Below are 13,399 nucleotides of genomic sequence, written 5' to 3' on the forward strand. Positions count from 1 at the left end.
AGCGTTTATGGTATAGTATGTTTGTCTATGAGAAAGGCACTACTTGAGGAGTGAACAACAAAAATGAATAAGCGATTAATCACGTTGTTAAGCATTGGCGGAGCTGTAGCAGCCTTAACTGCTTGTAACAACAATGAACAAGATGCACAAAACGGTGAAACAATTGTTGAAGTCAATGATACTGTTATTACTGAAGAGGAATTTATAAACGAACTAAAGGAAACTTACGGCGAGCAAATGTTAAATGAAATGGTACAAACAACTGTGCTTGAAGATAAAGCTGAAGAAGTTGGAGTGACAGAAGAGCAGGTTCAAGAGGAACTAGACCAGTATAAGGAAAACTTTAATGCAGAAGATGATGATGAGCTGCTCATGCTGTTACAGACACAATATCAGCTTCCTGTTACTTCTATAGAGCAATTTAAGAATGAACTTATCCGACCACAGCTTATTCTAGAAGAGCTGACACGTGAAGATGTTGACCTATCTGATGAAGCGAAACAAGAATATTTTGAGGTGAATGAAGAAGACCTGGCTGAAGTCAGGGCTCGCCACATTCTCGTTGAAAGTGAAGAAGAAGCAGATGAGCTTTATGAAGAATTACAAGAAGGTGCTGACTTTGAAGAGCTGGCATCAGAGCATTCAATTGATCCAGGATCCGGGGCACAAGGCGGAGACTTAGGGTTTTTTAGCCGCGGAGAAATGGTAGAAGAGTTTGAAGAAACTGCATTCTCTCTTGACGAAGGCGAAGTCAGTGAACCTGTAGAATCAGACTTTGGGTTCCACATTATCGAAGTCATAGAAAAAAGGGAATCTTTTGAGGAGCTTGAAGAGCAAATTGAAGAAGCACTCATTCAGCAAGAAGCACGCAGTCCAGAAGAAGTAATGGAGGAAATTATGGCTGAGGCAGAGATTAATGTGCAAGACCCTGCATACAGCGATTGGATTGAGCAATAAGAAAAAAGCGCGGGACAGGCTGATGGCCAGTTCCGCGCTTTTTACATTCAAGAAAGAGAATTTTCCCTGTTTCTTTTTGCCTTTTCATCTTCCATCCGCCGAATAAAGATTCTACCTTCCTGCTCTATCCACTTTTGTTCTTCCTGCCGTTCTTCTTTCGATGTTTTATACCACATATACCCGCAATATACTGAGCCGACAGCTATTAAAATAACCCACCAGGGCAAGGCTATCCCGCCCATCTCGGCAAGACGCTGTAAGGTTACCAACACTAAGAATAAGGCCACTGATATAAAAAGCAATCGCTTGGAATGAAGGTTCATGGTCTCCCCCTCCTCTTACATTTAAACTTGTCCTCCTGGTTATTAATTTATGAGCGGGAGCACCATTGTATGCCAGGGTTTTTTACGATTTAGGAATCGTAATCTTAAAACTTACACCATCTTCTTCATTAAGAACCTCGTGATAGCCGTGATGAAGCTCAGCTATGCGACGGACGATAGCCAGTCCTAATCCAAATTGCCCTTTGTTCCCTTTTCTGAAAGGATCAAATAAATGAGGGATGTCCTCCTCTTCTATCTTTTCACCATTGTTTTTTACAATAATGGCTATATTTTTTCCTTCATCAACAGCCCGAATCCATATGGTATCCTTGGCATACCTCATCGAATTTTCTACAAGGTTTTCCAAGAGAACTTGCAGATGCTCAGAGTCCCCTTTGAACTTCAGGTCGGCTCCCTCAATGACAAAGGTTATATCCTCCCTTTGCATCCGGAACCTCTCTTCTATTCTGAATGCTAATGCTCCAAATACAAGTTCCTCCAAGTTAATTGTTTCTTTTTTTAAGGCGTCAAGTTTTGTAAAATAAAGCATGTCCTTTACACGCTTATCCATCCGGTCCGCTTCCTCCAAGATAACATCCATGGTCTGCCCGAGATCATCTTTAGGCATGATGCCGTCTTTTACTGACTGGGCATACGTTTTTACCACCATAATGGGTGTCTTTAATTCATGGGAAGCATGCTGGATAAATGTTTTTTGAGAACGGTCGTACCTGATAAGATTTTGGCGCATTCGCTCAAACTGATCTGAAAGCTTTTGAAAATCTTCGTCCCCTTCCCATCGAAATGGCTCTTTCCAATTTCGTTTAGCAATCTGCTCAAACCGATCTCCAAGCACTCTTAAAGGTTGTCTTAAATATCGTTTAAGCCAAATAGCCGGCAGAAGACTGAGGGCACTTGTAATTAACATTAAATAAACTAGTCTTTCCCATAGACGATTTACCATCAAATCTCTATATGTGTCCCACATATAAGAGATCTGATAGGCCTCTTCTCCATCAGATTCGATACGAGAAATTACATAGAATAAAGTAGCTCCGTGATACGTTAACTCATACCTTTGCCGGTTTCCCTCCTGGTTTACTGCATTTGAAACGATTTCCTGCAGTACCTCATCCGGTGGAATAGGCTCTCCGCGCAGAGTGCCGAGCTGGTCAAATAAGAATAAATGACCTACTGACCTTTCTGCTTCCCTTCTTTCAATAAAATCAAGCTCTGATTGCGGTGGAGAGAAATAGTCACTGAATGGATTGGCAAACCTGGCCTGCTCCTGTTCTATAATCCTGTATGTTTCATCAGTCAAAGTGCCGCGAATCGAAATTGGATAAATAATTGTAATTGTCAGGCCAACCAGAACAATAATTGCAATAAAAGAAAGCCAGATTCTCTGGGTTAAATTTACCTTCATCATGATGATAGAACACGGTATCCATAACCATACAGTGTTTCAAGATGTATGCGATCCATCTTCTTCCTAACTCTGCGCACAACATCATCCACTGCCCGTTCAGACCCGAAGTAATTTTCCCCCCATACTTGTTCAATGATATCCTCTCTGGAAAGAGCTTTCCCAAGCTCTTCTGTAAGCAAAAGAATTAAATCCATTTCCTTTGTTGTTAAATCAATGACTTCATTATTATCAAGTCTGTCTGTTACTGTTCTTGCCTCAGGGTCGATAACATAATCGTTAAGCTCCCTTTTCTTTACTTCCTGAACCTGAGAGCCATATACGCGAGAGAGAAGCTTTTTCGCACGTATGATTAACTCCTGAGGGAGAAAAGGTTTAGCTAAATAATCATCACTTCCCATTTCCAGTCCCAAAACCCGATCAAGATCCTGGTCCCGGGCTGAAATAAAGATTACTGGGACCTCTCCTTCTTTTTCACGGATCCCTTTTAGAATTTGGTATCCATCTGTTCCAGGAAGCATAATATCCAGGACCCACAGGTGGGGAGGCTTATCGATCGCGGCAATGGCGTCATCCCCATTATCATATATCTCTACTGTCCAGCCCTCTTTTTCCATATATGCTTTTAAAACTTCCGATAAATTCTGTTCATCTTCCACTAAGTAAACGGTATAACTCATAAGCCTCTATTCCTTTCACCTTAACGTTATTTGGCCTTACAAGGCTTTACCTTCGATCTCTTCCCACACATCGTATCAATCTTTTTATGAAAGTGCCATCTCTTTGTAGTAGATACCAAATTTTTAAACACTTTCTCCGTATTCCTCTGATAAGTGATTTACTTTGGCAGGGTTTATCTCTTCCTTACTATGAGAATGACATGAAAAGTAAATAATCTGCCGGGTTTGTGACAATTGGCTTAACAGGGCAAAAGCTCGTTTTCTTCGCTGGTCATCAAAATTCACAAAAGGATCGTCCATAATCAGCGGAAAGGAAAGGGCAGGATCATGAATTTCGGCCAGTGCTAAGCGTAAAGCCAGATATAACTGTTCAGCCGTTCCCCTGCTTAATTCCTCAGGAGAAAACCTTAGACCAAGTTTATTTTCTGCCACAAACCGCTGTTCCCCCAAAGGGGCAAACAAATTTACGTATTCCCCTTCTGTAAGGTCAGCAAAGTATCTGGCTGCCTGTTTCATCACTTGAGGCTGTCGTTCTTTTTCATGGACAGCTTTTGCTTTTTTAATCATTACTAACGCCGTTTTGTAAACGGCCCATTCTTTTGCCAGTTCATTTACGCTTATTGTATCTTCTTTGTACCGTTGAAGCTGCTCTTCATAGGTTCCTCCCTTTTCTATAGAGGTCAGCCTTTGTTTCTTCTCTGCTTTTTTTTCTTGAATTTCCTTTTCTCTGGCCTGATAATATTCTATTTTTTGTTCCTTCTCACCAAGCAATACAGAGGATGGCTCATCCATTGCTCTTATTTCGGCCTTTAGTTCTTCAATAGTCTCTCCTTCATCCATGTAAGGTTTCATTTGACCCAAAATGAGTTCATATCTTTCAGTCAAGCGGTCATGCTCACGTTTTTTTGTCATTGCGTTATAATACTCTTCAACTGTGTTTACATGAAAAGAAAAGAGGATTGAATTGATAGAATCCTTTATTTGATACATGTTTTCTTTTTTCTTTTTCATTTCTTTTTGCAGATTCATCCATTCTTTTTCTTTATCGCTTTTTTCTGTTGCTTTTTCTTTTTCCAGGTCGATAGCTTTTTCCATCTGGTAAATCAACATTCGAGTCTCCTTGACAGATGAAACCGAAAACGTATCAGCCATCTGTAAAACCTCTTTTTCATACTGATTAAGGCTTTTTTCTATTTGCCCGATATCTTCTTTTTTTTGAGCCAGGGAACGACTCTTGTTTTGCAGTTCTTTTATCCGGTAAAACAATTTCTCAGCTAACCTGGTATTCAGGTAATCTGGGAAACCATACTCTTCTTTCCAATAAACAAACTCGGTCTCTTTTTGCAGGCGAGTGCGGGAAAATTCTTCTTTCTTTTCATGAAGCTCCTGAAAAGTCTTTTCTTCTTTTTCTTTTTTCCATTGCAATTGCTCCAACTGCCTTTTTAAAAAATCATCAACCTCTATTCTTCTTCTTGCATCCATGCTGTTGTCATCCTTTACAGAGCCTTGAGTTCCGTTTTTATTTGCTCCTTGTGTTCTTACCAGCCATAAGTAACCTGCTAACGCCAAGGCAAAGAATAACACCCCGAGAAAGGGAGAAGCTGTAAAGACCTGCCAACTTCCTAGGAATACGAAGCTTATTATAAATAACGATACTGCAAAGACAGAAGAAGAGGTATTCTTGTCTTCTCGTTTAGCTTGTACCTTTTCTTGTACATTTGCTCTTTCCTCATAAGAGAGCAGCCTCCTATTCACTTCTGTTGCATCTTCTTCTGCCAGTCTGACTTTCTCTTCCTGAAGGGAAAGTTGTTCTTGAAAAAAGCGTTCACGATCAAGTGCCTGCCTTACGGCTTCTGTAATGGTTACCAGTTCCTGCTCTGCTGCAACTGAGGTATCTGGATAAAAAACGTCTTCAGGTCTTTCGCTTTTCCAGCCCGCATCTCTTGCCAGCGATAAAATTTCCTCCTTTTCTTTTTCCACTTCTTTTTTTATCCCGGCTATTTCTTCTTTTTGTCGTTCATGAACTCCAAGGCGGTCTTTTAGAGCATAAAAATGTAATTGGTTTTTCAATACTGTTTCATTTATCTTAATGGAAGAGATATCTTCTTCAAGCTCTGTCATCTTATATGCTTCTGTTTCAATACTTTCAGAAAGCTCCTTTTCTGCTCTCTGTAAACGCTCTAGTTCTTTCTCAGCACTCACTGAAAACAAACTGTACTCTTTTAATTCTTGTCCTCTTTTTTCAAGATGATCCATTTCTTCTACCAATGTTTCTAAGGCAAGAAGACGTTTTGTTCTTTCTATTTCCCTAGCTGTTTTTTCTTTTTTCTTTTGCAGCAGCTGAACTTCTTCTTGTAAAGATTTATGTTCCTCCTGAAGTTTATCATATTCAGAAAAGTAAGCTTCCCATTGGAGTAAAGCCTTCTTTTTCTCTTGTAAATCATTGATCCCCTTATTAAGAGAAGGATTTTGGCCTCTGGGCTTAAACAGTTCATCAAGCTTTTGTTTATATTCCTTTTCAATATAAGAAACCTGTCTGGTTCCAGTCATTCCTGCTTCATACAGGTAGTTGCTCAATGTCTTACCGCTTGCCTGCTGTATATGATAAAGGCCCTCAAGGCCAAAGCTGTAAATGGCTTTATATAAAGAACGGTCCATTTGATGCAAAAAGGCATTCAGCCATTCTTCCCCTTCGGTTGTACCATCCTCCAGAAAAACACTTACATCTCCTGTTGCTTTTTTTCCTTTTACACGCTGTATTTTCACCTTATTACCATCTTTTGAGATAAGAGTAATAATACCTCCATATGCAGAAGAAGATCGAGGTTCTAAGCGCTGCTCTTTTTCCTTTTTTGTAGGAAATCCGAATAATACAGCTTGAATGAATGCCATTATCGTAGACTTTCCAGCTTCATTTTTCCCATAAATCACTTGAAAGTGATCATCCGAAAAAGATAGAGAAAAATCCTGAAACTGACCGAAGCCAAATATATAAATTTCCTTTATTCTCATCAGCATTACTCCTTCATCCAAGCATCACCAAGCAATTTTTCTGCTTTTTCAATGATTTCCCTGCTTTCATCTCTATCAGGCTTCGTAATAAACTTTCTTGCCTTGGGGTGGGAAAAGAGCTCCTCCCATTCTTCCCATATAGATTCAGGGTCATTTTTGAAGACTTCTCCAGCTTTAAAAACGTCACCTAGAAAATGACCTTCCCTCGCCAATGCTGCTTTGTCCCATTCGAGGTTTGTCTCGTTTTCTACAGCAATGACTTGTATAAAAGGTTTATCAGTCTCTCCAAGAGTATTTATAACATCTTTCATTTCCTCTACAACTTGTTCTTCTGATAAATGTGATGAGAGAGCTCCCGTGCCTGTTAAACAAAGTGACACAAGGTAAACTTTCACTTCTTCCAAAACATTCATCTTCATTTTTTCCCAAAACTTATTAATCAGCTCATCTACGCTTTTACAGTCAGTCACAGATAGCGTTATATTAACAAATTGTACAGGAGCGGAGGAACAAAAGGTTACCACAGGATCCTGGGATTCTTTAAGTTCTACATATAAATACCCTTTTTCTCCTGTTTCTTTCTTGTTTCTTCCTTGAATATTGCCCGGGTAATGAATGGAGGGATGAAGAGACTGCCTGGTGTGAATATGTCCTAACGCCCAGTAATCCATTCCTTTCTCTGATAATTCTTTTACAGTAAAAGGTGCGTAAGGAGCATGACTATCCAGCGACCTTTCCTGTCCATGTAGAATGCCAATATGAAAGCAGGGTTCGTCTTGCTTCTTATAGGAAGCAGCCAGGTTTTCAGTTACAGCCTTTTTGGGATAACTGCAACCGTACAAATTAGCAACAGGAAATTTATCTTTCTCCACTGTCATAGCTGTACTTGCTGTAGGAAAAACATAGACATTGTCAGGCCAGGTGACAGGAGCAAAACGGCTGTCCAAAGGATCATGGTTCCCAAAAACGATGTACACCTTTATGTCAGCCTCCTTTAGCTTTAAAAACTCCTCTCTCAGCCAAAGCTGTCCCTTGACACTTCTGTTTTCATCATCAAATAAATCGCCTGCTAAAATGACAAAATCAACCTTCCTGTCAATTGCATCACGAACCATCCTCGTTATTGACTGATGAATGCACTCCCTAATAATATCTTTTATATAATCGCTTCCATGAATTTGGGCAGAAATAGGACTGCCTATATGTAAATCTGCAGCATGAATAAATTTCAATTCTTTCATAAGTTGATACACCTGCTTTTTATATCCTTTTTTCTCCATTATATCAAAAAGGGAGCATTTGTTCTTACATATAATAGTTCCTTCTATGTTTAACATTTTTCAGCAAAAAATAAAAGAAGGCACTAAGAAAGTGCCTTCGTGTCTTACCAGTATCCAAACCCAGGTAGTGCAGAAAGAGCGACAAGAGCTGCTAATGGAAGAATAAGCCGTTGGAAGCGGCGCGGACGCGGGAAGAATGGTGGACGACCATACCATCCGTATGGATATCCTCCAAAACCATAACCTCCTCCATAGGGGCCTATAAATTGTCTTTGTTCTTCAGCCCCTGGGCTCGCATTTCTTGTACCGCAGCCGCATCCTGATCCTGCCGGCTGCTGCATCATATGTGTCGGTATATGCTGTGTCGGCATGTGCTGTCCGGGCTGCATGCCACCATAAGGCATCATCTGCTGATGCATCTCTGGCATCATGTGAGGCTGATGCATCATTTGCTGCATATGCATCATATCTGTTTCATCGTATTCAGGTACAGACAGATAAACATTTTCATCATCTACATTCTCAATAATCCCGTTGAACATTTGATGATCAGCGGTTTGCAGAGCTACATGCTGGCCAATGTGCTGCTGACAAAGCTGTTTCATATCCCCCATGGCGTGATGTGAACCAGGGTTATTATTCCAATTATTGTCCCAGCCGTTGCCGTTCCAGTTATTGTTGTTCCAGTTATTCATGATAAAAGCCTACCCCCTTTTACACGAGTATCCTATTCAGGGAGCAGGCTTATTGTGTTAATTATTTTATTTTTAACACGAGGTACGTTTGTGTAATCATAAATAAACTTCCTGCGAACCAGTACAGTGAAAGGGCAGAAGGCAGGGCAAACCCGACACCAATAAGCATCACAGGCATTAAATACATGGCAGGTTTCATATTAGCAGGCATTTCATTCATTCCGAGCTTTGTCTGCATAAACATTGCAGCACCTGCCAGAAAAGGCATGATATAAAAAGGATCAGGCTGACCAAGGTTCATCCACAAAAACGAGTGTGAAGAAATCTCCTCTGTCCTCATAATAGCAAAGTAAAAGGCCATCAGAATTGGAAGCTGTACCATAATGGGGAGACAGCCCGCAGCCGGATTGATTCCATTGCTTTGATAAAGACCCAGCATCTCTCGCTGATACTTTTGCATTTCTTTTTCTTTCTTTAGATCATACTTATCTTTAAGTCGCTCCATTTCAGGCTTTAAGTCTCTCATCGCCTTCGCGCTCTTTTGCTGCTTTAAAAACAAAGGAAGGAGCAGAATTCTAATAAAGATAGTCATTAGAATAATAGCCGCACCGTAGCTTCCATTTAAAAGGTTGGCAACAGCAATAAGCATCCAGGAAAGAGGAAAGACAAAGTAATGATTCCAGACCCCTTCACTTTCCATTGTGATAGGAGATTTGTCCATTCCGCAGCCTGCTGCCAAAACAGAAAGTAAAGCAAGCAAAACAATAAAGATTAGCGTTTTTTTATTCAATTATTATTTCCTCCCTATAATCGTATTTTTAAAATACAAATAGGGAGGTGTCTTCGTCATCCTTATTTTCGTCTGCTCCGGGAATTTTCCTGCGCTGCATAATAAAGGTAAGACGCCTTGCTGTTCGCTGAGCAGGAAGCGTTTCTTTTTCAGATACGGATTGGGAGACAGGACGTTTATGGAACGAAAAAGCTGCGCCTAGTACTTGAACTGCTATCCAGCCGGAAATCATAAGCACGGATAGGGTAAAAATAATTTCAAGCCAGCTTATATCAAGTAATAACTCCATCATTTTCCTGTCCCCCCTTTCGCTATTTATTCTTCCTAATAGACAAGGTTTTACACCGGCCTGTGCTTGCCATCCAATTCACTAACGTCCTTCATTATATCCGCTCTACAGGACATTCATAATCAAAACAGCTATTTTTAAGGCAGAAAACTTGAAAATAGTTTCATTACGGTTTGTTCAGACTTATCTACTGCAACAAAGTCTTCGCTATAGTTGTCTGCGTATTCCAGCACCTCATCGACATACCAGTCTGCCCGATTGTAAGCAAAGACAGCATTTTCATAGTTCCCTTCTGCAGCTCCATTAGCAGCAAGGAATTTAGCTGCAGAAAATACTGCGTCCTCAATGTCCCATGGATCAGCTTTCCCATTACCGGATGCATCGACGCCGTATCCGCCATACTCATTAATCACGTCCGGATCGGTCATTTCATCTTCGGCTATTTCAGCATCCCCTAAGCCTCCGGCACAACCTGGGTAGTTCCAGCCTACAAATGTACAAGGCATAAACTGCATATGACCGATTGCCCCTGCAGGACTCACCATGTTATCCATAGTGGAAAAAACGGTTTCTATTCTATGAATAGAAGCTAATAGATTCCAAGGAACTCCGTATTCCTCCTCCGCTTCTTTATACACAGGTATATATTCCTCAGGTATTTCATTTTTTCCAAAATATGTCATAGACCCGCCTTTAAAACCTCTGAATGAGTCTTTGTTTTCTATATAAAAACCCCAACCCAGCGCCAGTACAGCTATGCAGAGAACTGCCGGGACGATAATCAGTCTTTTTTTCTTTTTCTTATTTTTTGCCATCAGACACCTCCGGCACCCTATTCAAAGGCACCCCATTTACGATTCTATGATCTTATTATACTTCACTAGAAAAAAAAACAAAGAGATAAAATAGGCTAATTTCGAAACATTTCTTTCCTTTTTTCATTGCTGCACCAGGACTTTGAGCCGAATTTAAAAAGGAAGAGCACACGCTCCTCCTTTTATTACAAAATCATTACAATCTCTCTTGGTGCCAGGCACCTTCTATTTTAGCTTGAATGCTTTTCTTAGTTCTTTCAGGGAACGAGAGGTGCCATACATCAAGACTCCCCCTCTGTATACACGAGCACCGACCCAGGCAAAGAAAGCGATAGCAGCCAGCATCAATACGATAGAAAGAGCGACTTCCCATACCGGTACCTCCAGCATTCCCACTCGCAAAAACATAATCATTGGTGTAAAAAACGGGATAAAAGAGGTAACCGTGATAATTGGCGATTCCGGGCTGCTCAACCCAAACATTGCTATGAAAAAAGCTGATATGACAAGCATGTTCACAGGTGTAATAGAGGCGTTGACATCCTCTATGCGACTTACAATTGAGCCGAGCATGGCTGATAGGGTGGCGTATAACAAATATCCAAGAAAAAAGAAGACAAAAGCATATAAGAGTAATACAAGAGAGAGATCAGTAGCTTCAAAGAACGGCAGGCCCCCAACTGGCCCTTGAACATCTGCTGGCTGCTGAGCCGGCTGACCCTGAAAGGACCAGAGTCCTATTAAGAAAATCAAGAAAAACTGCGTTAACCCTAACAGGCCGATGCCTGCTATTTTCCCGAACATCTGTTTCACCGGAGAAGCGCTGGAAATTAGTATTTCCATAACGCGAGACGATTTTTCCGTGGCCACTTCCATTGCTATTAAGCTCCCTAAAAACAAGACAGAAAAGTAAATGACGAATAGAAGAATATAAACGAGAAAACGAGCTTGATTTAATTCCGCTTCAGACCTTGCTCCTTCATCTAACGCGGTTCTTTCAAACGACACAGGAGCGTAAATCGCTTCCACCGTTTCCTGATCAAGATCTAAAGTAGCAGTCATGTGCTCTATTTTCACCTGCTGGAGAGCCTGCTCAAGCTGCAGCGGCAAGCTTTGTTCTGCGACAGTCGGTGCATAGTATTCACCGCCTGGAACCTCCCCATTTTCATAATCTAAAATCAGCAGACCGTTAAAATCTCCTCGTTCCACAGCTTCTAACGCCGCCTCTTCATTTTCACCTACATCAACCAGGATAATATTGTCGTATAATTGCTGAACATGATAGTCTGCCGCTTCAAACAAATCGTTTGTTTCATCAATCACGGCTACCTCTGCAGCCGGTTCATCATCCGTTTCAAAAAGTGCTATAATCCGATCTATGTTCATAAACCCGAACACAAATAACAGGGTAATCAGAGTAGTAACAATAAATGCCCTTGATTTTAGTTTTGACAAGTACGTATGGAACATAATGATAAAGAACTTATTCATAAGACTTACCTGCCTGTTCAATGAAAATATCATTTAAGGACGGATCTTCCAAAGAAAACCTGCGGACAAAACCTCTTCCCTGCAACGATGAAAATATATGATGAGCTGTTTCTTCCGAGCTGATCTGCAGTAGCACCCCTTCTGCTTTTGGCTGGTATTTCACGACTCCTTCTACATTTTCTAAATACCTTGTGTCAAAATCTGCATGAATAAGTAAATTCATTTTGCCAAAGGAGCGTTTTATCTCCGTCAGTTTTCCATAAACGACAGGGCTTCCTTGCTGAAGTATGCAAAGGTGCTGACATAGCTCTTCTACATGCTCCATTCTATGACTTGAAAATACAATCGTGGTTCCTGTTCTCTTTATATCTAGTACGGCTTCTTTGAGCATTTCCACATTTACAGGGTCCAGCCCGCTAAAAGGCTCATCCAAGATCAGAACTTCTGGTCTATGTAAAATAGAGGCTATAAATTGTATCTTTTGTTGATTTCCTTTCGAAAGCTCTTCTACCTTCTTTTTTTCATAATGAGCTACTTCAAAACGCTTCAGCCATTTCCTCATTTCCGGAATAATGTCAGCCTTTTTCATCCCTCTTAACCTGCCTAAGTATACAAGCTGGTCTACCACTTTTACTTTAGGATATAATCCTCTCTCTTCGGGCAGATAACCTATTCTGTGACTTTCTTTGTAGCCAAGTGGCTTCCCATTCCAAAGAATGTTTCCTTTTGTAGGGTCAAGAAGCCCGATAATCATGCGAAAGGTTGTGGTCTTTCCAGCACCATTTGAACCAAGCATTCCAAACATCTCTCCACTTGGTATCTCAAGGTGTAAGTTATTTACAGCAGTATGCCCGCCAAACTTTTTTGTAACTCCTTTAAGTTCTAATGACATAGTTGTCCTCCTAAGACATATAACAAGTTTCAAGATACATTATGATACCACAAGCTGCTTATTCGAGAACAGAAGTCCTTACTGTTTCCTAGTATAACAGCTATGAGCCACGACCATTTATTTTGTGGCGGTGTTAATTTCTTTCTTCTATCTTGCCATTTTAAAAAGGTTTCTTTACAATAAAAATATGAATGGTTATTCAGTCATGTGAGGGGGAGATCTAATGAAGGATTATTTTCTGACGGTCTTTGATAAAAGCGGAGAAATGCTCTTGAATGAAAGTTTTCAGTTCAAATCCGATGATGAAGCTATTACCCATGGGAGAAAGCGTTTAGAGGAAGAAAACTATGAAAAAACAACACACCGAATGACCCGTTCTGGAAAATTACTTATTTTTCAGCGTTAGAATTAAAAAAGGGGCTTTGTCCCTTCAGGTTGCTGAGTGATTAAATACTGATTTAAAAATTTTTTCAGATGTGAAAAAATTGGAGCAAAGCCCCAGCTAACGAAAATGAAGCAGGAACAAAACCTAGCTAGAGAGAAGAGCCCTCACCATTGGTGAAAGCTCTTTCTTTATTTTCAATACTCTGTTGGCTGAATGTTTAAAGATAAACTCGCATGCCAGAAAAAGCGTCCGAGTGTGAACTGTGTTTCTAGTGGGTGAATCTTATTTAATAACACATATTCATCTGCAGCATCTAAGTAAATAGTAATATCGTGTAAAAATTGCTGATGAAAAAGCCTGTGGG

At 40.4% G+C, this 13,399-nt stretch carries 13 protein-coding genes; 2 read left to right on the forward strand and 11 right to left on the reverse strand.

The features are described from left to right. Nucleotides 1-63: 63 nt before the first annotated feature. On the forward strand, nucleotides 64-957 hold the full coding sequence (locus tag ACFPU1_RS12195) for a foldase protein PrsA (protein WP_385941511.1): 894 nt from the start codon (nucleotides 64-66) through the stop codon (nucleotides 955-957). A gap of 47 nt (nucleotides 958-1,004) precedes the next feature. Here the strand turns inward: ACFPU1_RS12195 and ACFPU1_RS12200 are convergent, their stop codons facing one another. The 11 genes from ACFPU1_RS12200 to ACFPU1_RS12250 all read right to left on the reverse strand — a co-directional run bounded on the left by ACFPU1_RS12200 (nucleotide 1,005) and on the right by ACFPU1_RS12250 (nucleotide 12,650). Beyond that, nucleotides 1,005-1,280 carry a sporulation YhaL family protein gene (locus ACFPU1_RS12200; RefSeq protein WP_385941513.1) on the reverse strand — a complete coding sequence of 92 codons (276 nt, stop codon included), beginning with the start codon at nucleotides 1,278-1,280 and terminating at the stop codon, nucleotides 1,005-1,007. Nucleotides 1,281-1,362: 82 nt separating this feature from the next. Continuing rightward, on the reverse strand, nucleotides 1,363-2,709 hold the full coding sequence (locus ACFPU1_RS12205) for a sensor histidine kinase (protein WP_385941516.1): 1,347 nt from the start codon (nucleotides 2,707-2,709) through the stop codon (nucleotides 1,363-1,365). Further along, the gene (locus ACFPU1_RS12210) at nucleotides 2,706-3,386 is read right to left on the reverse strand and encodes a response regulator transcription factor (RefSeq protein WP_385941518.1); all 681 of its coding nucleotides are present in this window, start codon (nucleotides 3,384-3,386) and stop codon (nucleotides 2,706-2,708) included. Before ACFPU1_RS12210 ends, ACFPU1_RS12205 begins: the two co-directional genes overlap by 4 nt. A gap of 123 nt (nucleotides 3,387-3,509) precedes the next feature. Beyond that, nucleotides 3,510-6,398 carry an ATP-binding protein gene (locus ACFPU1_RS12215; RefSeq protein ID WP_385941521.1) on the reverse strand — a complete coding sequence of 963 codons (2,889 nt, stop codon included), beginning with the start codon at nucleotides 6,396-6,398 and terminating at the stop codon, nucleotides 3,510-3,512. A 5-nt stretch (nucleotides 6,399-6,403) separates the two neighbouring features. Beyond that, nucleotides 6,404-7,639, reverse strand: a complete 1,236-nt coding sequence (locus tag ACFPU1_RS12220; protein WP_385941524.1) for a metallophosphoesterase family protein — start codon at nucleotides 7,637-7,639, stop codon at nucleotides 6,404-6,406. 143 nt (nucleotides 7,640-7,782) lie between these two features. After that, nucleotides 7,783-8,373: a hypothetical protein gene (locus ACFPU1_RS12225; RefSeq protein ID WP_385941527.1), complete on the reverse strand. Its 591-nt coding sequence runs from the start codon at nucleotides 8,371-8,373 to the stop codon at nucleotides 7,783-7,785. A gap of 61 nt (nucleotides 8,374-8,434) precedes the next feature. Further along, nucleotides 8,435-9,163, reverse strand: a complete 729-nt coding sequence (gene yidC, locus ACFPU1_RS12230; RefSeq protein WP_385941529.1) for a membrane protein insertase YidC — start codon at nucleotides 9,161-9,163, stop codon at nucleotides 8,435-8,437. 28 nt (nucleotides 9,164-9,191) lie between these two features. Then, on the reverse strand, nucleotides 9,192-9,455 hold the full coding sequence (locus ACFPU1_RS12235; RefSeq protein ID WP_385941531.1) for a hypothetical protein: 264 nt from the start codon (nucleotides 9,453-9,455) through the stop codon (nucleotides 9,192-9,194). A 134-nt stretch (nucleotides 9,456-9,589) separates the two neighbouring features. Further along, on the reverse strand, nucleotides 9,590-10,267 hold the full coding sequence (locus tag ACFPU1_RS12240; RefSeq protein WP_385941534.1) for a lytic transglycosylase domain-containing protein: 678 nt from the start codon (nucleotides 10,265-10,267) through the stop codon (nucleotides 9,590-9,592). Between the two features lie 225 nt (nucleotides 10,268-10,492). Further along, nucleotides 10,493-11,758 carry an ABC transporter permease gene (locus ACFPU1_RS12245; protein WP_385941536.1) on the reverse strand — a complete coding sequence of 422 codons (1,266 nt, stop codon included), beginning with the start codon at nucleotides 11,756-11,758 and terminating at the stop codon, nucleotides 10,493-10,495. Further along, on the reverse strand, nucleotides 11,751-12,650 hold the full coding sequence (locus tag ACFPU1_RS12250; protein WP_385941539.1) for an ABC transporter ATP-binding protein: 900 nt from the start codon (nucleotides 12,648-12,650) through the stop codon (nucleotides 11,751-11,753). Before ACFPU1_RS12250 ends, ACFPU1_RS12245 begins: the two co-directional genes overlap by 8 nt. Nucleotides 12,651-12,873: 223 nt before the next feature. On the opposite strand from ACFPU1_RS12250, the gene ACFPU1_RS12255 reads away from it, so the two are divergent. Then, nucleotides 12,874-13,056 carry a YhzD family protein gene (locus tag ACFPU1_RS12255; RefSeq protein ID WP_100398184.1) on the forward strand — a complete coding sequence of 61 codons (183 nt, stop codon included), beginning with the start codon at nucleotides 12,874-12,876 and terminating at the stop codon, nucleotides 13,054-13,056. Nucleotides 13,057-13,399: the final 343 nt, after the last annotated feature.

The organism is Thalassorhabdus alkalitolerans (assembly GCF_042656525.1).
Lineage (GTDB): Bacteria > Bacillota > Bacilli > Bacillales > Marinococcaceae > Thalassorhabdus > Thalassorhabdus alkalitolerans.